The sequence below is a fragment of the Mycobacterium sp. Marseille-P9652 genome (assembly GCF_902652685.1).
Taxonomy (GTDB): Bacteria; Actinomycetota; Actinomycetes; order Mycobacteriales; family Mycobacteriaceae; genus Mycobacterium.
Genome location: NZ_CACRUY010000017.1, coordinates 67,710 through 90,793, shown reverse-complemented (window position 1 = coordinate 90,793; position 23,084 = coordinate 67,710). Strand labels below are relative to the sequence as shown.

Below are 23,084 nucleotides of genomic sequence, written 5' to 3'. Positions count from 1 at the left end.
GGGCTAGGTGGGGGGCTGGGGGACGGACTCGTCGTCGGAGCCGGCGACTTACCCAGCGCGAGCAGCATTTCGGCCGTCCGCCTGGACAGCTGCCAGCCGCCTTGGAACGGCGTGAACTCCATCGGGAAGGTGAAGCTCGGGTTGGCCGGTTGCGCGGTGTTGACGGTGACGGTGGCCATCACGTGCGACGGATTCTTGTCCGACCAGGCGATGTTGTTGGCGGCGAACGTCATGGGCAGGTAGCCGTTGTCGCGCAGCGCGCTTACGAACTTGTCGAGCTGTCCGGCGCTTTCGGCGGTCGCGTCTTCGACCAGGTTCACCTTGTCGGCGCCGGGCACGTTGGGGTCGGCGAGGCGGGTCAGCACCGCGTTGAGGGCTTCGGGGCCGGGCAACGGCGCGGTCGGGGGAGGAGCGGCGACGGGAACCGAGGTGGGCGGCGGCGCGGGTGCGGTGGGCGACGACGCGATCCTGGGCGGCTTCGCCCCACACCCCGCGACCGCGATCGCCACCATGGCGGTGGCGGCGATGAGCGCTGCGCGCGGGTGTCGAGGCATCCGGTCGGTCGGGGGTTACGGGCCGTCCGGCGCCCGGGTCGGGCCCGCCGGTGCAACCGAAGTCACAGCCGCGACGGCCCCCGTAACGACCCCCGAGCCGGCCGAGCCCGTGGCGAGGCGTTTTGCGGTCACGGTGTTCGTTGCACGCCCTTTCGATCAGCCGGATTCGTCGAGGAATTTACCAGCGTGACGAAAGTCTTAACTTTTCGTGGGTATTTGACTGCGCACATCAACCGGCAATCGCCGGTAGCTTTGAAGTATCGCCACGCCATTTCGGTGTGGGAAAGGAGCGCAACATGGGTGGCTCAGAGCGTTCTGAAGCATTCGGTACCCCCCGCGAATCTGGCATGTCCAGCGGCGATGCTGCCGAATTGGAAGAGCTCCGCCGTGAGGCGGCGATGCTGCGCGAGCAACTCGAGCACGCGGCCGCCACGCCCGCCTCCGCTCGCTCCGCACGCGATGTTCACCAACTGGAAGCCCGCATCGACTCGCTGGCGGCCCGCAACTCGAAGTTGATGGAGACCCTCAAAGAGGCGCGCCAGCAGCTGCTGGCACTGCGCGAGGAGGTCGACCGGCTCGGGCAGCCGCCCAGCGGCTACGGGGTGCTGCTGTCCACGCACGAGGACGAAACCGTCGACGTCTTCACCTCGGGCCGCAAGATGCGGCTCACCTGCTCGCCCAACATCGACGTCTCGTCGCTGCGCAAGGGGCAGACCGTCCGCCTCAACGAGGCCCTGACGGTCGTCGAGGCGGGCACGTATGAATCGGTCGGCGAGATCTCCACCCTGCGCGAGCTGCTCGCCGACGGGCACCGCGCACTCGTCGTCGGGCACGCCGACGAGGAGCGCATCGTCTGGCTGGCCGAGCCGCTGGTCGCCGCCGACCTGCCCGAGGCCGTGCCGGACGCCGCCAACGACGACACCCGGCCCCGCAAGCTGCGCCCCGGCGACTCGCTGCTGGTCGACACCAAGGCCGGTTACGCCTTCGAGCGCATCCCCAAGGCCGAGGTCGAGGACCTGGTGCTCGAGGAGGTGCCGGACGTCAGCTACGAGGACATCGGCGGGCTGACGCGGCAGATCGAGCAGATCCGCGACGCCGTGGAGCTGCCCTTCCTGCACAAGGAGCTCTACCGCGAGTACGCGCTGCGCCCGCCGAAAGGCGTGCTGCTCTACGGTCCGCCCGGCTGTGGCAAGACGCTGATCGCCAAGGCGGTGGCCAACTCGCTGGCCAAGAAGATGGCCGAGGTCCGCGGCGACGACGCCCGCGAGGCGAAGTCCTACTTCCTCAACATCAAGGGCCCCGAGCTGCTGAACAAGTTCGTCGGCGAGACCGAGCGCCACATCCGGCTGATCTTCCAGCGCGCCCGCGAGAAGGCGTCGGAGGGAACGCCCGTCATCGTCTTCTTCGACGAGATGGACTCGATCTTCCGCACCCGCGGCACGGGCGTCTCGTCGGACGTCGAGACCACCGTCGTGCCCCAGCTGCTGAGCGAGATCGACGGCGTCGAGGGGCTGGAGAACGTCATCGTGATCGGCGCCTCCAACCGCGAGGACATGATCGACCCGGCGATCCTGCGGCCCGGCCGCCTCGACGTGAAGATCAAGATCGAGCGGCCCGATGCCGAAGCGGCGCAGGACATCTTCTCGAAGTACCTCACCGAGTCGCTGCCGCTGCACGCCGACGACCTCACCGAGTTCGACGGCGACCGGTCGGCTTGCATCAAGGGGATGATCGAGAAGGTCGTCGAGCGGATGTACGCCGAGATCGACGACAACCGGTTCCTGGAGGTCACCTACGCCAACGGTGACAAGGAAGTCATGTACTTCAAGGACTTCAACTCCGGGGCGATGATCCAGAACGTGGTCGACCGGGCGAAGAAGAACGCGATCAAGTCGGTGCTCGAGACGGGTCAGCCCGGTCTGCGGATACAGCATCTGCTCGATTCGATCGTCGACGAGTTCGCCGAGAACGAGGACCTGCCCAACACCACCAACCCCGACGACTGGGCGCGGATCTCGGGCAAGAAGGGCGAGCGGATCGTCTACATCCGCACGCTGGTCACCGGCAAGTCGTCGAGCGCGTCACGGGCCATCGACACCGAGTCGAACCTGGGTCAGTACCTGTAAGAAATTGTCGGCCCGTGCGGCTAGCGTCGCACGGGTGCGGCTGATCTTCGACACCGGTGACGACGACGCCTACGGCGCGGCGCGTGAGGCGTTGCTCGGCGAGCTCCACGGATGGTTGGAGCGATCCGACCAAGAACGGGCCGAGACGGTCGCTGACGTCGGCTTGTTCCTGGACTGGCGCTATCACGAATCCACCGGCGTTCTCGACGAATTCACGCCCGGCGAGGTCGCCGAGTTTCTCCTGGAGTGGGTTCCGCCGCGATTGACCGGGCAGCCCGACGCCGCGGTGTCACTGTGCTTTGCGGTCGGCGTCTACGTCGACTTCATGGCGGCGACGGGCCGTCTGATCGGCGGGGTCGAGCGCGCCGTCCGACTCAGGCGGCTGGCCGACGACCTGGCCCCGACCGTGCTCGCGGAAACGCGCGAGGACGACGGCGACGAGCCCGAGCCCGAGCCCTACGAGCTGCCGTTTGTGTACATCCCGCCGGACCTCGCCGAGGTAGCCGAGGCCGCGGCCGGGGCGTCGTTGCTCACGAAAATCGATGTGCTGCGCGACTACCTCGGCCCCGACGGCAAGCGGTTGACCGACAAAGGCAACGTCGAATTGGACGACGGCCGCGCCCTGATCGAACTGCTCGACACCGGCGACGAGATGGACCTGCACGTCGGCGACGAGATCTGGCGAACCACGTCGACGGCGACGTTGCACGAACTGAATTTCATCCTGGACGTCGCCATCGAGAGCGGTGCCGTGGTCGTGCAGCAATGCCGCATGGTGCCCGTGCGGGCGTGGGCCCTCCGCTCGCCCGTCCAGCGCGCAGAGGCGCTTTTCGCTGCCACCGCCCGACTGGGTCCGGCGGAATCACTGTGTTCGGGCATGCTGTATCCGGACGGGCTGCTGCAGCTGCTCGACGATGCGATCGTGCACTTGCTCGCCCCGTTGCTGGCACAGGAGAACGCGGCAGTGCCGTTCGAGTCGCTCCTGACGATCGCCGAGGCGGTGACGTCTGGTCAGCGGAGGCGGTACTGGCCGGACGAGATCGACTCGTTCGACGAGGTCGCCGAGGAGGGCATCGGCCGCATCGTGGAGGTCCTCGAGGCGGCCGGTGTCGTGCGTTGGGCCGGCCGCGAGGAAGTGCCGCAACAGTTCGGGCGCCGCTATTTGACCGGTGGCTCGGTGACACTGACCGCGCTTGGGCGCCACGTCCTGCCAAATTACGTCGACCACGCCGGCTACGAGCTGCGGCGCGTCGACGGTGTGGCCGACGCCGACGGCGCCGCGTTGATCGAGGCTTTGTTGTCGGTCCCGGACACCCAGCGCGAGGCCGTGGTTGCCGCTTGGCGGCGCGAGCTGCCAGCGGGAGACCGAGCCCAGATCCTCACCGAGGCGATAGCGGGTACCGCGGACGCGGCGAGTCGCATCATGGGCTTCGTCGCCCTGGGCTATCTCGACCTGGACGCGGCCGAGCCCTTCGTCCGCCAGTTGCTGGACACCCCGGTCGCCGGCCATGCGGCGCTGTGGTTGATCGCGCATGAGCGGGCCGACGCGTCGACGCTGGGCAGCTTCGTCGACGTCGGGGTACTTGTCGACATGCTTGCCGAGAAAGTGGACGATCCCGATGACTTGTGCGCGCTTTTCACCAGCATGTCCGAGCCGTCGGAACTGCTGGAGAGCATGTGGCGGCATCCCGCACGCGAGACGGCCGAGGTGCTCGATGTCCTGGGTCGTCATATGCCGGACCGCGCCCTGGCCAAAGCCGCGCGGAAGGCCGCCGTGCGGCACCGCAGCTGGATAGCGAACCGGGGCTAAGCCTCTATCAGCGAATAGCTGTTCGTCAGGTCGTCCTGCAGCACCTGGGCGGCGCGGGACGTCGTGTCGATGCGCAGCTCACTGTCCAGGACCCTAGGTTGGTAGGACCACCCATCGGGCAGCTTGAGCCGCTCGTCCAGCCTGCGCAGGTCAGCCCTGGACAGTTTGGGGTCCGCGACCTGGCTCAGCGTCTGCATGACCCAGCGGTGCCCGTGGGGGTCCTGGAGCTCATAGACCTCCTCGCCGGCGTTGAAGACGAAGACGGTGTGGCGGCTGACCTTGTTCGGGACGTACGGCGCGGGGTTCATCGACGACAGCAGGACCGTCGCCTGCTGGATCATCTCGATGCCCCCGAAGTTCTTGATGATCTGCGGCCCCTGCTGCTGCTTCTCGATGGCGTTCATCAACCAGTAGCGCGGACCGTTGAGCAGCACCGTGGCGGCGCCGTGCTCCTTGGCGATTTCCTGGGCGTCGAGCTTCGACCACAGTTCGTCGGGGCAGTCGTTGAGCGGGAAGCTGTTGTAGACCGTTGCCTGCGGGCCCGCCTCGCCGGGCGTTACCAGAAGCACCTCGCCGTAACGCTTTCCGGACAGATCGGCCGAGTGTTTGCCGTGCTGGGGGGCGGACACCAGGGTGAAGTTAATCACTCGGGTGGGTCGCGTCAACACGGCGCGCGGCGGCCGGAGCGCGGCCGATGGAGCCCCGGTAGCGGTCGCGCGCGACCAGGGCCGTGCTCAGATCGTCGATCAGCGGGTCGAGGAACGTGGAGCGATATTCGGCGTCCCCGGCCGCCCGCGCGCTGATGTACATGAACGTCAACGCGCCGAGGAACAGGCACATGTGGATGAGCGAATGCGGCACCGGCAGCGTGAATCCCAGGACGGTCGCGGTGCTCCGGTAGCTGTGGGTCCACTCGTTGAGCAGCGGGGGGTCGAGCAGGATCATGCCGAAGATCAGGTAGATCAGGGCGGTGACCACGGCCAGCACCAAGATCTGCGCAAACTGCGAGGCGGCCAGCACGAACACCACGTTGAGGCGTTCCGTCCGTTTCAGCGGGGCGGCGCGGGGCGCATCCGGCATGGTCGCGAACGGGGTCCCGGTCAGCCGCGACGGGTCGCCGGGCATTGCTGTTGTCGACCGCAGCATCGGCCGGACGCGCTCGTGGGTGGCGGAGACGACGAATGCCGCGGCGATCGAGACGAGAAAGGCCACGGCGAGCGTGAGGCGTTCACCGCTGATCGTGGCCGCCATGAGCCATACGTAGGTGTTGAAGAACACCAACGCGGTGAGCAGGACGACGGGCAGAGCGCGAACCGCCAGCGCGCCGATGGATGCGAAGTGCGACAGCATCATTCGCCAGGCCCAGCCGACGACCGAACCGACGCCCGAGCCGGTCAACAGCAACACGGCGGCGATGACCACCGCCTCCTGCAGCAGTTGGCCGGGTCCCGCGACGATCGTCTCGACGCAGGCGACGACGCCCACGGAGACGGCGGCTATCGCGGTTCGGGTGCGCCCGCTTCGCGACCGGGACACGAGCCAGCCGACGAGGGCCATCAACGGCAGAGCGGAGCCGATGATCGTCAGCACCACCACCTGCGAGGTCGTGGGTTTGCCGGTGATCTCGACGTCGTGACCGCCGGTGATCAGGTGAATCGGCAGGATGCTGGCCTGCAGCGTCGCGTAGGCCCCAAGCATCGGGGCAGACCGCGGCCACAGCCGCCGCCACCGTGACCGTCGGGTCAGCACCGCGGGCAAACCGCGTTCCAGGAACCAGCTTTCGGCCGCGGCATCATTCGAGGCGCTTGGCGAAGCCCGGCCGCCCGGCGTGCGGCGAAGCGACAGGTCCATGCCGCGTCACCCTACGGCGGCGCGGACACCCGCGGCGGCGGTTGTCGCACTTGGTCCGCGCGCGTCGCGAAGGAGGCCCTGCCTGCCCCGTCCCCCTCGCCGCTTCGCGGCTGGGCGGTTCCCCCATCGCGGGGCGCTTCGTCGGCGCGCCTAGGCTTACTGGTATGCAACGGATTATCGGGACGGAGGTCGAGTACGGCATCTCGTCGCCGTCGGACCCGACCGCCAACCCGATCCTCACCTCGACGCAGGCGGTGCTGGCATACGCGGCGGCCGCCGGCATCCAGCGCGCCAAGCGCACCCGCTGGGACTACGAGGTGGAATCGCCGCTGCGCGACGCCCGCGGCTTCGACCTGAGCCGCTCGGCCGGGCCGCCGCCGGTGGTCGACGCTGACGAGGTTGGCGCGGCGAACATGATCCTGACCAACGGCGCGCGCCTCTACGTCGACCACGCGCACCCCGAATACTCCGCGCCCGAGTGCACCGACCCCCTCGACGCCGTCATCTGGGACAAGGCGGGCGAGCGGGTGATGGAGGCCGCCGCCCGGCACGTCGCCAGCGTCCCGGGCGCCGCGAAGCTGCAGCTCTACAAGAACAACGTCGACGGCAAGGGCGCCTCCTACGGCTCCCACGAGAACTACCTGATGTCGCGCCAGACGCCGTTCTCGGCCATCATCGCCGGCCTGACCCCGTTTCTGGTGTCGCGCCAGGTCGTCACGGGTTCCGGCCGGGTCGGCATCGGCCCTTCCGGTGACGAGCCGGGCTTCCAGCTGTCCCAGCGCTCCGACTACATCGAGGTCGAGGTCGGGCTGGAGACCACGCTCAAGCGCGGCATCATCAACACCCGCGACGAGCCCCACGCCGACGCCGACCGCTACCGGCGGCTGCACGTCATCATCGGCGACGCCAACCTCGCCGAGACGTCGACCTACCTCAAGCTGGGGACGACGGCGCTGGTCCTGGACCTGATCGAGGAGGGCCCCGCCCACGGCATCGACCTCAGCGACCTGACGCTGGCCCGGCCGGTGCACGCGGTGCACGCGATCAGCCGCGACCCGTCGCTGCGGGTCGCGGTGGCGCTGGCGGACGGTCGGGAGATGACCGCCCTTGCGCTGCAAAGGATCTACCTCGACCGGGTGGCCAAGCTGGTCGACGGTCGCGATCCCGATCCGCGCGCGGCCGACATCGTGGAGACCTGGGCGCACGTGCTCGACCTGCTCGAACGCGACCCGCTGGAATGCGCCGAGCTGCTGGACTGGCCCGCCAAGTTGCGGTTGCTGGAAGGCTTCCGACAACGCGAGAACCTGAACTGGTCGGCGCCCCGGCTGCACCTGGTCGACCTCCAGTACTCGGACGTCCGGCTGGACAAGGGCCTGTACAACCGGCTCGTCGCCCGCGGCTCGATGAAACGTCTGGTGACCGAGCACCAGGTGCTCGAGGCCGTCGACAATCCGCCGACCGACACGCGGGCCTACTTCCGCGGCGAATGCCTGCGCCGGTTCGGCGCCGACATCGCCGCGGCCAGCTGGGACTCGGTGATCTTCGACCTCGGTGGCGACTCGCTGGTCCGCATCCCGACGCTGGAGCCGCTGCGCGGCAGCAAGGCGCACGTCGGGGCGCTGCTTGACTCGGTGGACAGCGCGGTGGAGCTGGTGGAACAACTGACCAGCTGAACCTCGTTAACCAGGGAAACGTCAGTGTCGACCGGTAGGGTAGAAAGACCAAGCGGGCGTGTGACGTGGGTTTACACGAGCCGATGACAAACGCAGGAGGCGGCGATGGCTCAAGAGCAGACCAAGCGGGGCGGTGGCGGCGGCGACGAGGAAGACCTCGCCGGCAGCACGGCCGCGGGTCAGGAGCGCCGCGAGAAGCTGGCCGAGGAGACCGACGATCTGCTTGACGAGATTGACGACGTCCTCGAGGAGAACGCCGAGGACTTCGTCCGCGCGTACGTCCAGAAGGGCGGACAGTGACCTGGTCGTTCTCTGATCGCCTGTCCACCAATTTCGCACTTCCGGGAAACCCATCGGTAAATCTGTCGTCGTTCGCCGACTACCTGCGCCGTGAGGCGCCCGAACTGCTGCCCGCGAGCCTGACGAGCGGAGCCCAGCAGGGTGTGGGCGCGCAGCTGCCCCATGGCACGACGATTGTGGCGCTGAAATATCCCGGCGGCGTCGTCATCGCCGGCGACCGGCGATCCACGCAGGGCAACATGATCGCCGGGCGGGACGTCAAGAAGGTGTACATCACCGACGACTACACGGCCACGGGCATCGCCGGCACCGCCGCGATCGCCGTCGAGTTCGCCCGGCTGTACGCGGTCGAACTCGAGCACTACGAGAAGCTCGAGGGTGTTCCGCTGACGTTCGCCGGCAAGGTGAACCGGCTGGCGATCATGGTGCGCGGAAACCTCGCTGCCGCGATGCAGGGGCTCGTCGCGCTCCCGCTGCTCGCCGGATACGACATCCACGCCGCCGACCCGCAGAGCGCCGGCCGCATCGTGTCGTTCGACGCCGCCGGCGGCTGGAACCTCGAGGAAGAGGGCTACCAGTCGGTGGGCTCGGGATCGATCTTCGCCAAGTCGTCGATCAAGAAGCTGTACTCCCGGGTGACCGACGCCGACTCGGCGGTGCGGGTGGCCGTGGAGGCCCTCTACGACGCCGCCGACGACGACTCCGCCACGGGCGGACCGGATCTGGTCCGCGGCATCTACCCCACGGCGGTCACCATCGGCGCAGAGGGCGCGACCGAGGTCCCGGAATCGCGCATCGCCGAGCTCGCACGTGAGGTCATCGAAAGCCGTTCGCGTGCAGACACATTCGGTCCCGACGGCGAGCCGCGGGGGGATAGGTGAGCTTTCCGTATTTCATCTCGCCCGAGCAGGCGATGCGCGAGCGCAGCGAACTCGCGCGCAAGGGCATCGCGCGGGGACGCAGCGTGGTGGCGCTGGCGTACGCGGGCGGCGTGCTGTTCGTCGCCGAGAACCCGTCGCGGTCACTGCAGAAGATCAGCGAGCTGTACGACCGGGTGGGATTCGCGGCCGCGGGCAAGTTCAACGAGTTCGACAACCTGCGCCGCGGCGGCATCCAGTTCGCCGACACACGCGGCTACGCCTACGACCGCCGCGACGTCACCGGCAGGCAGCTGGCCAACGTCTACGCGCAGACCCTGGGCACCATCTTCACCGAGCAGGCCAAGCCCTACGAGGTGGAGTTGTGCGTCGCCGAGGTCGCGCACTACGGCGAGACCAAACCGCCTGAGTTGTACCGCATCACCTACGACGGCTCGATCGCCGACGAGCCACACTTCGTCGTGATGGGCGGCACCACCGAACCGATCACGACGGCTCTCAAGGAGTCCTACGCCGAGAACGCCGACCTTCGGGACGCGCTCCGGATCGCGGTGGCTGCCCTGCGCGCCGGCAGCTCGGACACCTCCAACGGCGACCAGCCCGCCCTCGACGTGCTCGAGGTGGCGATCCTCGACGCCAATCGGCCGCGGCGCGCGTTCCGGCGGATCAATCGCGGCACCCTCGAATCGCTGCTGGAATCCGACGGCGCCACCGAGCCGGAAGCCGACGGTCAGGCGTCAGAGTAGGAGCTTTACCGCAGGGCGGCCGAAAGGCGATTCGGATTCGTGGGCGCGGCTTCCGCTCCGTCCCGCTTGGACAACCAGTACCCTCGATTACGTGCAGCGACGAATAATGGGCATCGAGACCGAGTTCGGTGTCACCTGCACCTTTCACGGCCATCGTCGACTCAGTCCTGATGAAGTCGCCCGCTACCTGTTTCGCCGGGTGGTGTCGTGGGGGCGCAGTTCCAACGTTTTCCTGCGTAACGGCGCGCGCCTCTACCTCGACGTGGGCAGCCACCCCGAGTACGCGACCGCCGAGTGCGACAACCTCGTCCAGTTGGTCACGCACGACCGCGCCGGCGAATGGGTGCTCGAAGACCTCCTGATCGACGCCGAGCAGCGGCTCGCCGACGAGGGCATCGGCGGGGACATCTACCTGTTCAAGAACAACACCGACTCGGCGGGCAACTCGTATGGCTGCCACGAGAACTACCTGATCGTGCGGGCCGGCGAGTTCTCCCGGATCTCCGACGTGCTGCTGCCGTTCCTCGTGACGCGCCAGCTGATCTGCGGCGCGGGCAAGGTGCTGCAGACGCCCAAGGCCGCGACGTTCTGTCTCTCGCAGCGCGCCGAGCACATCTGGGAAGGTGTGTCGTCGGCGACCACCCGCAGCCGCCCGATCATCAACACCCGCGACGAGCCGCACGCCGACGCCGAGAAGTACCGGCGGCTGCACGTCATCGTCGGCGACTCCAACATGTGCGAGACGACCACGATGCTCAAGGTCGGCACGGCGGCGCTGGTGCTGGAGATGATCGAGGCCGGTGTCCCGTTCCGCGACTTCTCGCTGGACAACCCGATCCGCGCCATCAGGGAGGTCAGCCACGACGTCACCGGCCGGCGGCCGGTGCGGCTGGCGGGCGGGCGGCAGGCCAGCGCCCTGGACATCCAGCGCGAGTACTACAGCCGCGCCGTCGAGCACCTGCAGACCCGCGAGCCCAACGCCCAGATCGAGCAGGTCGTCGACCTGTGGGGCCGCCAGCTCGACGCCGTCGAGAGCCAGGACTTCGCCAAGGTCGACACCGAGATCGACTGGGTGATCAAGCGCAAGCTGTTCCAGCGCTACCAGGACCGCTACAACATGGAGTTGTCGCATCCGAAGATCGCCCAGCTCGACCTGGCCTACCACGACATCAAGCGGGGCCGCGGCGTGTTCGACCTGTTGCAGCGCAAGGGCCTTGCGGCGAGGGTGACCACCGACGAGGACATCGCGGAGGCGGTCGACACGCCGCCGCAGACCACCCGGGCCCGGCTGCGCGGCGAGTTCATCAGCGCGGCGCAGGCCGCGGGACGCGACTTCACCGTCGACTGGGTGCACCTCAAGCTCAACGACCAGGCCCAGCGCACGGTGCTGTGCAAGGACCCGTTCCGCGCGGTCGACGAACGGGTCAAGCGCCTCATCGCCAGCATGTAGGGGTCGTCGGCGCGTCACATCCGTCACACGGGCACCGTCTGGATACCTATGGTCGAGTCTCGAAGTCGATATCACCCGTGCTAGCGCTTTCCAGCGTCACCCTCCTTCCCTGAGACTGCGACTGGTGTGACCGCTGTGAATGTTGCGACGCGGCGCACCGGTGAAGGCGGCGGAGGACACGCATCGAATAGCCTGGTGCGAATGGCGACCTCGAAAGTCGAGCGGCTGGTGAATCTCGTCATCGCCCTGCTGTCCACCCGCGGCTACATCACGGCCGACAAGATCAGGTCCACCGTGGCCGGTTACTCGGACAGCCCCAGCGCCGAGGCGTTTTCACGGATATTCGAGCGCGACAAGAACGAACTGCGCGACCTCGGCATCCCGCTGGAGGTCGGCAGGGTGTCGGCCCTCGACCCCACCGAGGGCTACCGGATCAACCGCGACGCCTACTCGCTGCCGCCCGTCGAGCTGACGCCCGACGAGGCCGCCGCGGTGGCCGTCGCGACCCAGCTCTGGGAGTCACCGGAGCTCATCACCGCCACCCAGGGCGCGTTGCTCAAGCTGCGGGCCGCCGGCGTCGACGTCGACCCGCTCGAGACCGGGGCCCCGGTGGCGATCGCGTCGCCTCCCGGCGTGCCCGGCCTGCGGGGTTCGGAAGAGGTGCTGGGAATCCTCTTGTCCGCCATCGATTCCCGGCAGGCCGTCCAGTTCCCACACCGGCCGTCACGTGCCGAGCCGTACAGCACCCGGACCGTCGAGCCGTGGGGTGTCGTGACCCAGCGGGGTCGCTGGTACCTGGTCGGCCACGACCGCGACCGCGACGACACCCGCGTGTTCCGGCTCTCGCGGATCGGCGTCGGGGTGACACCGATCGGCCCACCCGGCGCGGTCACCGTTCCTCACGACGCCGACCTGAGCGCGATCGTCGCGCAGAAGGTCACCGAGCTCACCGCCTTTCCAACCAGCGGACAGGCCCGGGTGTGGATCGCCGACGGGCGTGCCACCGCGCTGCGCCGCGCCGGACGCCCGGTCGCGGCGCAACGGCTGGGCGACCGTGACGGGCAGGTGATCGAACTCGACGTCGGCTCGGCCGACCAGCTGGCGCGCGACATCGCCGGTTACGGGGCCGACGCCGTCGTCCTCGAGCCGCAAAGCCTGCGCGACGACGTCGTCGCGCGGCTGCGCGGCCACGCGGGGGAGCGGCGCCAATGACTCCGGTCTCGACCCGGCTCGTCCGGCTGCTCAACATGGTCCCGTACTTCCAGGCCAATCCGCGGATCACCCGCGCGGAGGCCGCCGCCGAGCTCGGGGTGTCCGCCAAGCAGCTCGAGGCGGACCTCAACCAGCTGTGGATGTGCGGTCTCCCCGGCTATTACCCGGGCGACCTCATCGACTTCGAATTCTCCGGCGACACCATCCAGGTGACGTTCTCGGCGGGCATCGACCGACCGCTCAAGCTCACGTCGCCGGAGGCCACGGGACTGCTCGTGGCGCTGCGGGCGCTGGCCGACATCCCCGGTGTGGTCGATCCCGAGGCCGCGCGCAGCGCGATCGCCAAGATCGAGGCGGCCGCGGGCGCGGTCGGCCAGGATGCGACAGCGTCGGTGTCGGCTTCCGACGAGCCGGCGCCCGTCGAGGATCGGGTCGCGGGCGCGGTGCGGGCGGCGGTGCAGTCCGGCCACGCCCTGGCCATCGACTACTACTCGGCGTCGCGGGACACCCTGACCAGCAGGGTCGTCGACCCCATCCGCGTCCTGCTCATCGGCGGCCACAGTTACCTGGAGGCCTGGTCGCGGGAATCCGAGGGGGTGCGGCTGTTCCGCTTCGACCGGATCGTCGACGCCACGGAGCTGGGCGAGCCGGCCGCGCCGCCCCAGCCGGCGGTGCAGTCACCGCCGGACACGTCGCTGTTCGACGGCGACCCCGCCCTGCCGTCGGCCAGGCTGCGGGTGGCGCCGCCGGCGCTGTGGATGCTCGAGTACTACCCGATGCGTGACGTCCGCGAGCTGCCGGACGGGTCGTGCGAGGCGGTGATGACCTACGCCTCCGACGACTGGATGACGCGCCTCGTCCTCGGCTTCGGCCCGGCCGTGCAGGTGCTTGAACCCGACGGCCTGGCGCATCGTGTACGCGGTGCGGCGCAGGCCGCACTGGCGGCCTACGGGGCCGCCGGCCCCGGGTGACGGCGCGGCGCGGGGACACCGGCACTTCGCCCCGCTGCGGTAGCATCGGGTGGACGTCTGGAGGTAAACAAAGTGGGCAGTCTTAGTCCGTGGCACTGGGCGATCCTCGCGGTCGTGGTCATCCTTCTCTTCGGTGCCAAGAAGCTCCCCGATGCGGCGCGCTCGCTGGGTAAGTCGATGCGCATCTTCAAGTCCGAGATGCGCGAGATGCAGAGCGAGGGCAAAGCCGAACCGTCCGCCCTGGAACACCCCGCGCCCGTGCAGTCGCAGCGGGTCGACCCCCCGGCTGCCAGCGAGCAGGGTCACACCGAAGCACGCCCGGCATAGCGCGGCGACCTTCGTCGCGGTGGCCGGGCGCCACTGATCCAGCGTCGTGAAGAACCCCAGCCTTTCCGCGCGCACGGCGGGCCTGTTCAAACGGCTCAATCCCCGCCAGCGGCGCAGCCGCACCAATCCCGATGCGACGATGTCGCTCGTCGATCACCTCACCGAGCTGCGCACCCGGCTGCTCATCGCCCTCGGCGCGATCCTGCTCACCACGATCCTGGGCTTCTTCTGGTACTCGCACTCGATCTTCGGCCTCGAAAGCCTCGGAGACTGGCTGCGGCAGCCCTACTGTTCCCTGCCCCAGTCGGCGCGGGCCGACATCAGCCCCAACGGGCAGTGCCGGCTGCTGGCCACCGCGCCCTTCGACCAGTTCATGCTGCGACTCAAGGTCGGGATGTCGGCAGGCATCGTGCTGGCCTGCCCGGTCTGGTTCTACCAGCTGTGGGCGTTCATCACGCCGGGCCTGTACCAGAAGGAGCGCCGCTTCGCGGTGGCGTTCGTCGTCCCGGCCGCGATGCTCTTCGTCGCCGGCGCGGTCATGGCGTATTTCGTGCTCTCGAAGGCGCTGGGCTTCCTGCTGACTGTGGGTAGCGATGTGCAGGTGACGGCGTTGTCGGGCGACCGGTATTTCGGCTTCCTGATCAACCTGCTTGTGGTGTTCGGGGTCAGTTTCGAGTTCCCGCTGCTCATCGTGATGCTCAACGTGGTCGGCGTGCTGCCCTACGAACGGCTCAAGGCGTGGCGGCGCGGCCTGATCTTCGGGATGTTCGTCTTCGCGGCGATCTTCACCCCCGGATCCGACCCGTTCTCGATGCTGGCCCTCGGTGTGGCGCTGTCGGTGCTCCTCGAGTTCGCCATCCAGATCGCCCGCCTGCACGACCGGCGCAAGGCCAAGCGCGAGGCCCAGGCCGAGATTCCCGACGACGAGGCGTCGGTGATCGAGGCGCCCGCCCCGATTCCCGAGCCGTCGTATACCGCCGGCCAGCACGACGATGTCACCTAGCCCCGCCCGGATGCGCGAGCGCGCGTGTTTGCACGGCGACACGCCGCGTCTCGCGTACATATGCGCACACTCGCGCACAGAGGGGTCTGCGTGAGTGAGCTCGTCGAGCTGCCCCGGTTCACCGCCGAACTGCCCTTCGCGCTCGACGATTTCCAGCAGCGGGCCTGCGCGGCGCTGGAACGGGGCCACGGCGTGCTGGTGTGCGCGCCCACCGGGGCCGGGAAGACGGTGGTCGGCGAGTTCGCGGTGCACCTCGCGCTCGCGGCGGGCGGCAAATGCTTCTACACCACGCCGCTCAAGGCGCTCAGCAACCAGAAGCACACCGACCTGACGGTGCGCTACGGCCGCGAGAAGATCGGCCTGTTGACCGGTGACCTGTCGGTGAACGCCGACGCGCCCGTGGTCGTCATGACCACCGAGGTGTTGCGGAACATGTTGTACGCCGATTCGCCTGCGCTGCAAGGGCTTTCGTACGTCGTGATGGACGAGGTGCACTTCCTCGCCGACCGGATGCGCGGCCCGGTGTGGGAGGAGGTGATCCTGCACCTGCCCGACGAGGTGCGGCTGGTCAGCCTGTCCGCGACCGTGAGCAACGCCGAGGAGTTCGGCGGCTGGATCCAGACCGTGCGGGGCGACACCACCGTGGTCGTCGACGAGCACCGGCCGGTGCCGCTGTGGCAGCACGTCATGGTGGGCAGGCGGCTCTACGACCTGTTCGACTACGGCAGCGCTCGGGCCCACGCTCAAGACGCCGGCGAAAAGCCGCGCGTGGACCCGGAATTGCTGCGCTCCATCGCGCATCGCCGCGAGGCCGACCGCCTGGCCGATTGGCAGCCACGCCGCGGGCGCGGCGGGCGCGGCGGGCCGTCGCGCCCCCGGTTCTACCGCCCGCCCGCCCGGCCGGACGTCATCGCCACATTGGATTCCCACGGGCTGCTGCCGGCGATCACGTTCGTCTTCTCCCGGGCCGGGTGCGACGCGGCCGTCGCGCAGTGCCTGCGCTCGCCGCTGCGGCTCACCAGCCAGGAGGAACGCGCGCAGATCGCCGAGGTGATCGACCACCGCTGCGGCGACCTCGCCGACTCCGACCTCGCCGTCCTCGGCTACTACGAATGGCGCGAAGGCTTGCTGCGCGGCCTCGCCGCCCACCACGCCGGGATGCTGCCGGCATTCCGGCACACGGTCGAGGAGCTGTTCACCGCCGGCCTGGTCAAGGCCGTGTTCGCCACCGAGACACTGGCGCTGGGCATCAACATGCCGGCGCGCACGGTGGTGCTCGAACGCCTGGTGAAGTTCAACGGCGAGCAGCACGTGCCGCTGACGCCGGGGGAGTACACGCAGCTCACCGGCCGGGCCGGCCGGCGCGGCATCGACGTCGAGGGCCACGCCGTCGTGCTGTGGAACCCGGGCGAGGACACCACCGACCCCGCCGCGGTGGCCGGTCTGGCCTCGACGCGCACCTTCCCGCTGCGCAGCTCGTTCGCCCCGTCGTACAACATGACCATCAACCTGGTGCACCGCATGGGGCCCGATCAGGCCCGGCTCCTCCTCGAGCAGTCGTTCGCCCAGTACCAGGCCGACCGCTCCGTCGTCGGGCTGGTGCGCGGTATAGACCGCGGCAAGAAAATGGCCGACGAGATCGCCGCCGAGCTGGGCGGCCGCGACACCCCGGTGCTCGACTACGCCCGGCTTCGCGCGCAGATCTCGGAGATGGAGCGGGCGCAGTCCCGCGCGTCGCGACTGCAGCGGCGGCAGGCGGCCAGCGACGCGCTGGCCGCGCTGCGCCGCGGCGACATCATCAACATCACCCACGGGCGGCGCGGCGGACTCGCCGTGGTGCTCGAGTCGGCCCGCGACGGCTCGGATCCGCGGCCGTTGGTGCTCACCGAGAACCGTTGGGCGGGGCGGATTTCCTCGGCGGACTACTCCGGCGCGTCGGAACCGGTCGGTTCGATGTCGTTGCCCAAGCGGGTCGAACACCGCCAGCCGCGCGTGCGGCGCGACCTGGCCTCGGCGCTGCGGTCGGCGGTGGCCGAGCTGCCCCTCGCGGCGGGACAGCGCGGCGGCCGGAAGTTGCGGACCGGCGACATCGACGACGGCTTCCACGACCCCGAGCTGACGTCGTTGCGGGCGGAGCTGCGCCGGCACCCGGAGCACAACACGCCCGGACTCGAGGAGCGGGTCCGCCAGGCCGAGCGGTTCCTGCGGATCGAACGCGACAACGCGCAACTGGAGAAGAAGGTCGCCGCCGCCACGAACTCGCTGGCCCGCACCTTCGACCGCATCGTCGGGCTGCTCACCGAGCGCGGCTTCATCCAGGGGCCCGCCGACGACCCCCACGTCACCGACGACGGCCGGCTCCTGGCCCGCATCTACAGCGAGAGCGACCTGCTGGTCGCCGAATGCTTGCGCACCGGCGCGTGGTCCGGCCTCAAGCCGGCGGAACTGGCGTCCGTGGTGTCGGCCGTCCTGTACGAGACCCGAGGTGACGGGCAGGGTTCCGCCCTCGCGGCGGAGGTGCCGACGCAGCGGCTCCGCCAGGCGCTGCAGCAGACGTCGCGCCTGTCCGCCCAGTTGCGTGCGGACGAGCAGGCGCATCGGATCGCCCCGAGCCGGGAGCCCGACGACGGATTCGTCAACGTCATCTACCGCTGGGCCCGCACGGGCGATCTGGCCGCCGCGCTGGCCGCGGCCGACCCGGGCGGCACCGGCTCGCCACTGCTGGCGGGCGACTTCGTCCGCTGGTGCCGCCAGGTGCTCGACCTGCTCGACCAGGTGCGCAACGCCGCGCCGGAGACCGAGCTGCGGACCACCGCCAGGCAAGCCATCAACGACATCCGGCGCGGCGTCGTTGCAGTTGACGCCGGGTAGGCTGAGCCGGAGCTACGGTGGGAACCGTGAAAACACGCCAAGGACTAAGGGGCTGAGGAGTAACGATGAGCGGACCGCACGGATCCGAGCAGCAGTGGCAACCGCCCGGACATGGCGGTGACCGATCCTCGGAGCCGACTCAGGTCGGGTCGGTGCAGAACCAGCCGTGGCAGCAGCAACAGGACGCCACTTGGCAGGCGCCGGCATACCCGCAGCAGCCGGCCGAGTATCCCCAGTACCAGCAGCCCACCGAGCAGCCGTACCAGCAATATCCGGGCTACGGGCAGCCGGGCCAGTACGGCCAGCCCGGGCAGTACGCCCAGCCGGGCCAGTACGGTCAGCCGGGGCAGTACGGCCAGCCCGGTCAGTACGGCCAGCCCGGGCAATACGGCCAGCCGGGCCAGCCCGGGCAATACGGGCAGCCGGGCCAATACCCCCAGCAGTACCCGCCCTATGAGCAACCCGGTGGCAAGAAGCGCTCCGGCGCCCTGATCGGCGGCATCGCCGCGGCCGTCGGGGTCGTCGTCATCGCCGCGATCCTGGTGCTCGGTTTCCTGTGGCCGGGATGGTTCGTCACCACCAAGCTCGACGTCAATAAGGCCAACGCCGGCGTCCAGCAGGTCCTCACCGACGAGACCAACGGTTATGGCGCCAAGAACGTCAAGGACGTCAAGTGCAATCGCGGCAACGACCCCGTCGTCAAGAAGGGCGCCACCTTCGACTGCGACGTCAGCATCGACGGCGCGCCCAAGAAGGTGACCGTGACCTTCCAGGACAACAAGGGCACCTACGAGGTCGGCCGGCCCCAGTAGGACCCGGTAGGACTCACCCGGGCAGCCTGTCGAGCGCCTTCTGCAGGCGCCCGATCGAGGACCCCACACCCAGCTGGGTCGCGAGTTCGGCCGTGCGCTGCGGGTCGGCGGCCGCCAACGGTAGCGCGTCGGTCCCCGTCGAGAGGGTGACCGGGGCGTCGGTGGCCACCCGGACCACGCGGCCGGCCGCATCGATGTAGTCGGTCGCCCCCAGTAGTTTCGTGCGAATTCCCTTGGCCATCTTCGACTTCGGCTCGTTGGCAGCGGCCAGGATGCCCTCGAGCGACCCATGCTGGGCCAGCAGCGCCGCCGCCGTCTTCTCACCGATGCCTGGCACGCCGGGAAGACCGTCCGATGGGTCACCCCGCAACAGGGCGAGCTCGGCGTACGCCTCGCCGGCCCGATGCGGCGGCACGCCGTAGTGCTCGGCCACTTCCGCGGGCCCGAAGAGCGTCGCCTTCGCGAGTCCGCGGCCGAGGTAGAGCAGCCGGACGCGGACGGGGTCGTCGGACACCACCTGCATCAGGTCGCGATCGCCGCTGACGACCACCACCGGATCGCTGCGTTCGCGCGCCGCCAGGGTGCCCAGCACGTCGTCGGCCTCGAAGCCCTCGGCGCCCGCCGTCGCGATCCCGAAGGCGTCCAGCAGGTCCATGATCATGTCGACCTGCGGGGTGAGCTCGTCGGGCACCTCCTCGACATCGGGTTCGCCCGCCGGCTCAGCCTCCGCCACCCGATGCGCCTTGTACGACGGAATCAGGTCCACCCGGAACTGCGGCCGCCAGTCCAAATCCAGGCACACCACCAGCCGACCGGGTCGGTGTTGGGTGATCACCACGGCAAGCGAGTCGATGAACCCGCGCAGCGCGTTGACCGGCCGGCCGTCCGGCGCGGTGATCGACGAGGGCACCCCGAAGTAGGAGCGGAACCACATGCTGGGCCCGTCGAGGAGCAACAGTGGTGATTTCATCCCGGCCATGTTCTCACGGCCCCGAACGTCGACTTGTTGTCGGTCGTTCGCTGAAATCCGCTCAACAAGTCGACGTTCGGCGCGCACTGGCCGGCGCCATTAGCCTGGCAGCCATGGACTCTCACCGCTTCGACGCCTCGGTGTATGCCCGCCGACTCAGCGCGGCGGCCGCCGCGACCGCCGCCGCGGGCCTCACGGGACTGGTGATCACGCCCGGCGACGACCTGCGCTACCTGGTGGGGTCGCGCGCGCAGACGCACGAGCGGTTGACCGCCCTGGTGTTGCCGGCCTCCGGTGACCCGACGGTCGTGGTGCCCCGGCTGGAGCTGGCGTCGCTCAAGGAGTCGGCCATCGCGGAACTCGGGCTGACGGTCCGCGACTGGGTCGACGGCGATGACCCCTACCGGCTGGTGCGCGCCGCATTGGACGGGGCCGCGGCCGCGGTCACCGACTCCATGCCGGCGCTGCACCTGCTCCCGCTCGCCGGCGTGCTCGGCGCGGTGCCGATCCTGGCCACCGGCATCATGCGCCAGCTGCGAATGGTCAAGGAGGAGTGCGAGATCGACGCGTTGCGCAAGGCCGGCGCCGCCATCGACCGCGTGCACGCCCGGGTGCCGGAATTCCTGGCGCCGGGCCGGACGGAGGCCGACGTGGCCGCCGACATCGCGGAAGCCATTGTGGCCGAAGGGCATTCGGATGTGGCGTTCATCATCGTCGGTTCGGGTCCGCACAGCGCAGACCCGCACCACGGGTATTCGGATCGAGAATTGCGGGCCGGCGACGTCGTCGTCGTGGACATTGGCGGGGCGTACGAGCCCGGATACCATTCCGATTCCACCCGCACCTACAGCATCGGCGAGCCCGAACCTGCCGTCGCGCAACAGTATTCGGTGCTGCAACGCGCGCAGCGTGCCGCCTTGGAGGCCGTTCGCCCCGGCGTGACCGCAGAGCAGGTCGACGCCGCCGCCCGCGACGTGCTGGCCCGCGAAGGGCTCGACGACTTCTTCGTGCACCGCACCGGGCACGGCATCGGCCTGGCGGTGCACGAGGAGCCCTACATCGTCGCCGGCAACGACCTGCCCCTGGCCCCGGGAATGGCCTTCTCCGTCGAACCGGGCATCTACTTTCCGGGCCGGTGGGGCGCCCGGATCGAGGACATCGTCGTCGTCACCGAGGACGGCGCGCAGCCCGTGAACAACCGGCCGCACGAACTGATCGTGGTTCCCGCGCCCTAGCAGGCATGTCACCGGTGCCGCGTACGTTGGGCGGCGTGTCGATCCTGAGCCTTCCGCTGCTTCCGATCCGCGTCGCGCGGCACATCGCCGACGCGGTGCTGCACCCCAGCCCACCGCCGCCGGCGCCGCCGGGCGAACTCGTGGTGGTGGACGGCATGCCCGAGGGCGTGCCTCCGGCGGCGCGACGCCCCGAGCCGGCGCTGCCCGTGCCGGCGGGCTGGCCGTTCGGCGAGGAGTTCCCCCGCACCTGCGGCGCCGGACGCATCGCCGGGGGCGCGATCTTCTGGACCGACTTCCTCTACGACGACCACGGCGCGACGGGCCTCCCGGTCGGCGACCTCAAGATCCAGGCCCCGCCGCGCGGCACCTACATCTATCCCGACGGCCCCGCGGCCCGCAACGGCGCCGACATCTTTCGCGTCGCAATCGGATTGACCGACACCCACACGTGGTGGCGCGTCGACTGGAACACGCTGGTTGAGGCGTCGGTGCCGATCGCTCTGTTCACGTTCGACACCGACCCGGGCCGCACCGGTACCGATCACTGGCCGGCCGGTGCGGGGATACGCTCGGCCGGCATCGACCTGGCCCTGCTCGTGTCGGGCAGTGGCGCCGCGCTGATCGACCTGATCACCGGTGTCAGGACGCCCGTCGAGCACAGCGTGGACATGCAGTCGCGGTCTTTCCTGGCGCAACTGCCGCGATCGTTGGTGGAACCCGTGGGCAGCTGGACCGTCCGCCTGGCGGCGGGTTTGGCCAACGCGGCGGGCGACGGGTTCGCCGACGTCCCTGCCGACCACGGCGCGCTGCCCGGTCAGCCGAACGTCTACAACGTCGCGTTCCGCACCACTGACCAGGAGCCGCCGCACCTGAACTTCTGGTCGGACGCCGCCCAGGCCGCGGCGCTGACCCGCGGCGACGTGTCGCCGTTCGCGCTGACGGTGCCGTGGGGCCGGTTGGCGGCCCGGGAAACCGATCCCGAGCCGGTGATCACGGGCCCGACGACTCGCTGGTACGTGTCGTCGGTCGAGTTGGGCCAGGGGATCGCCACCGACAACATCCTGAGCACCAAGCCGGTGTTCCTCGGTCGCGTACAGCCGTACTCGATATGCCTGCCCTCGACGTACGCCCCGGGCCGCGCGCTGCCGTTGACGCTGCTTCTGCATTCCCTGGCGCTCGGCCAGAGCCAATTCGCGTCGATCGACCCGCGGCTCCTGCACGAGGTGTGCGAGGGGCGCGACTCGGTGGTGATCACGCCGCTCGCCCGCGGCCCGTCGATGTGGTACTTCGACGCCGGCGAGCTCGACGTGTGGGAAGTGTGGGCGCGGGTGGCCGAGCAGCTGGGCACCGACCCGAACCGCACCGTCATCTCCGGCTATTCGATGGGTGGTTACGCCGCGTACAAGCTGGGCCTGAGCTACCCACAGGTGTTCGCGCAGGCGGTCGTGCTGGCGGGTCCCCCCACCTGCGGCGTGCGGCTGATCCCCGACGTCGACATCCCCGCCGACCTCGACCCCCATTCGTCGTGTGCCCGGGAGGGGGATACGTGGAAGCTGCTGGTGAATGCCCGCTGGCTGCCCTACGTCATCGCCCACGGGCTGCAGGACGAACTGGTGCCGTTCGCCTCGGTGGCCGAGCAGGTGCTCGAACTCGACCGGTTGGGCTACCGCCACCGGTTCACCGCCTATCCGTTCGAGGATCATCTCGCCTGGGTGCTCCAGGACCGGTTCGAGGATCCGATCTCGCACATGGGAACCGGCCTGCGCCAAGCCGATCCGGGACACATCACGTTCGCGTGGCATCCGCAGCTAGTCCGCGACGACCTCGGGATCGGGCCGCACCAGGTGTGGTGGCTGTCGGAGCTTGTCGCCGATCCCGCGGTGACGGCCCGCCGCGGGGCCATGGCCCGAGTCGACGCGCGGTCGCATGCCCGCCCGGACCCCACGCACACGGTCCGGCACCATCGCGGAGTCATCGGGAACTTCGAGCCGACCCCCGCGTTCTACAGCGAACTCGACTGGCAGGTGGGGCCACCCGTCTCGCCGCTGCCATACCTGACGCTGGAGCTCACCGGTGTCGCCAGCCTGACCGTCGACGTCGACCGCGCCGGGCTCGCCGGCTTGCCAACCGCGACGATCGCCGTCGCCACGGATGGGCCCGCGCGGGTGTCGCTGGGCTCGTTGCCGACGGGGGCGAAGATCCAACTCGACGGCCAGCCGACCGGCTCACCGGTCGCGGTGCCCGCGGGACGGCACCAGATCACGCTGACGGCGTGAGGCGCTTGTTTACGTCCGA

The 23,084-nt window shown here is 69.4% G+C and carries 19 protein-coding genes; 15 read left to right on the top strand and 4 right to left on the bottom strand.

Annotation, left to right across the window (positions count from 1 at the left end):
- The coding region (locus GPY60_RS11985) for a hypothetical protein (RefSeq protein ID WP_156687891.1) at nt 1–554 on the bottom strand (554 nt) is incomplete at its 3' end.
- Between the two features lie 296 nt (nt 555–850).
- On the opposite strand from GPY60_RS11985, the gene arc reads away from it, so the two are divergent.
- Together arc and GPY60_RS11975 are read left to right on the top strand one after the other, a co-directional pair.
- Nucleotides 851–2,680 (top strand): proteasome ATPase, encoded by a 1,830-nt coding sequence (gene arc, locus GPY60_RS11980; RefSeq protein ID WP_156687890.1) that lies wholly within the window; start codon nt 851–853, stop codon nt 2,678–2,680.
- 34 nt (nt 2,681–2,714) lie between these two features.
- Nucleotides 2,715–4,490, top strand: a complete 1,776-nt coding sequence (locus GPY60_RS11975; RefSeq protein ID WP_156687889.1) for a hypothetical protein — start codon at nt 2,715–2,717, stop codon at nt 4,488–4,490.
- Here the strand turns inward: GPY60_RS11975 and GPY60_RS11970 are convergent.
- A complete protein-coding gene (locus tag GPY60_RS11970) occupies nt 4,487–5,119 on the bottom strand; it encodes a hypothetical protein (RefSeq protein ID WP_156687888.1) in 633 nt (210 codons plus the stop codon). The two genes, GPY60_RS11975 and GPY60_RS11970, sit on opposite strands and share 4 nt — an antisense overlap.
- Nucleotides 5,120–5,129: 10 nt before the next feature.
- Nucleotides 5,130–6,341, bottom strand: coding sequence for a hypothetical protein (locus tag GPY60_RS11965; RefSeq protein WP_156687887.1), 1,212 nt, complete (start codon nt 6,339–6,341; stop codon nt 5,130–5,132).
- A 164-nt stretch (nt 6,342–6,505) separates the two neighbouring features.
- Between GPY60_RS11965 and dop the strand changes: the two genes are divergently transcribed.
- From dop to GPY60_RS11910, 11 genes are all read left to right on the top strand, one after another.
- Nucleotides 6,506–8,014 (top strand): pup deamidase/depupylase, encoded by a 1,509-nt coding sequence (gene dop, locus GPY60_RS11960; RefSeq protein WP_197283651.1) that lies wholly within the window; start codon nt 6,506–6,508, stop codon nt 8,012–8,014.
- Nucleotides 8,015–8,119: 105 nt separating this feature from the next.
- Nucleotides 8,120–8,314, top strand: coding sequence for a ubiquitin-like protein Pup (locus tag GPY60_RS11955; protein WP_156687886.1), 195 nt, complete (start codon nt 8,120–8,122; stop codon nt 8,312–8,314).
- Nucleotides 8,311–9,195 (top strand): proteasome subunit beta, encoded by an 885-nt coding sequence (prcB, locus tag GPY60_RS11950; protein WP_156687885.1) that lies wholly within the window; start codon nt 8,311–8,313, stop codon nt 9,193–9,195. Before GPY60_RS11955 ends, prcB begins: the two co-directional genes overlap by 4 nt.
- The gene (gene prcA / locus GPY60_RS11945) at nt 9,192–9,938 is read left to right on the top strand and encodes a proteasome subunit alpha (RefSeq protein WP_156687884.1); all 747 of its coding nucleotides are present in this window, start codon (nt 9,192–9,194) and stop codon (nt 9,936–9,938) included. The genes prcB and prcA overlap by 4 nt, the downstream gene beginning before the upstream one ends.
- Before the next feature lie 91 nt (nt 9,939–10,029).
- Nucleotides 10,030–11,388, top strand: coding sequence for a Pup--protein ligase (gene pafA / locus GPY60_RS11940; protein WP_156687883.1), 1,359 nt, complete (start codon nt 10,030–10,032; stop codon nt 11,386–11,388).
- A 201-nt stretch (nt 11,389–11,589) separates the two neighbouring features.
- A complete protein-coding gene (locus GPY60_RS11935) occupies nt 11,590–12,600 on the top strand; it encodes a helix-turn-helix transcriptional regulator (RefSeq protein WP_156687882.1) in 1,011 nt (336 codons plus the stop codon).
- The gene (locus GPY60_RS11930; RefSeq protein WP_156687881.1) at nt 12,597–13,571 is read left to right on the top strand and encodes a helix-turn-helix transcriptional regulator; all 975 of its coding nucleotides are present in this window, start codon (nt 12,597–12,599) and stop codon (nt 13,569–13,571) included. Before GPY60_RS11935 ends, GPY60_RS11930 begins: the two co-directional genes overlap by 4 nt.
- Nucleotides 13,572–13,643: 72 nt before the next feature.
- Nucleotides 13,644–13,898 carry a Sec-independent protein translocase subunit TatA gene (gene tatA, locus GPY60_RS11925; RefSeq protein WP_156687880.1) on the top strand — a complete coding sequence of 85 codons (255 nt, stop codon included), beginning with the start codon at nt 13,644–13,646 and terminating at the stop codon, nt 13,896–13,898.
- 139 nt (nt 13,899–14,037) lie between these two features.
- On the top strand, nt 14,038–14,901 hold the full coding sequence (tatC, locus tag GPY60_RS11920; protein ID WP_370462700.1) for a twin-arginine translocase subunit TatC: 864 nt from the start codon (nt 14,038–14,040) through the stop codon (nt 14,899–14,901).
- Between the two features lie 90 nt (nt 14,902–14,991).
- Nucleotides 14,992–17,772, top strand: a complete 2,781-nt coding sequence (locus GPY60_RS11915) for a DEAD/DEAH box helicase (protein ID WP_156687878.1) — start codon at nt 14,992–14,994, stop codon at nt 17,770–17,772.
- A 65-nt stretch (nt 17,773–17,837) separates the two neighbouring features.
- Nucleotides 17,838–18,584: a DUF4333 domain-containing protein gene (locus GPY60_RS11910; protein ID WP_156687877.1), complete on the top strand. Its 747-nt coding sequence runs from the start codon at nt 17,838–17,840 to the stop codon at nt 18,582–18,584.
- Between the two features lie 13 nt (nt 18,585–18,597).
- Here the strand turns inward: GPY60_RS11910 and GPY60_RS11905 are convergent, their stop codons facing one another.
- Entirely contained in the window at nt 18,598–19,554 is a 957-nt protein-coding gene (locus tag GPY60_RS11905; protein ID WP_156687876.1) for a 5'-3' exonuclease, read from the bottom strand.
- A gap of 113 nt (nt 19,555–19,667) precedes the next feature.
- Between GPY60_RS11905 and GPY60_RS11900 the strand changes: the two genes are divergently transcribed.
- Together GPY60_RS11900 and GPY60_RS11895 are read left to right on the top strand one after the other, a co-directional pair.
- Nucleotides 19,668–20,789 (top strand): M24 family metallopeptidase, encoded by a 1,122-nt coding sequence (locus GPY60_RS11900; RefSeq protein ID WP_156687875.1) that lies wholly within the window; start codon nt 19,668–19,670, stop codon nt 20,787–20,789.
- Nucleotides 20,790–20,794: 5 nt separating this feature from the next.
- Nucleotides 20,795–23,065 (top strand): alpha/beta hydrolase-fold protein, encoded by a 2,271-nt coding sequence (locus GPY60_RS11895; protein WP_370462698.1) that lies wholly within the window; start codon nt 20,795–20,797, stop codon nt 23,063–23,065.
- The last annotated feature ends 19 nt before the right edge of the window (nt 23,066–23,084 follow it).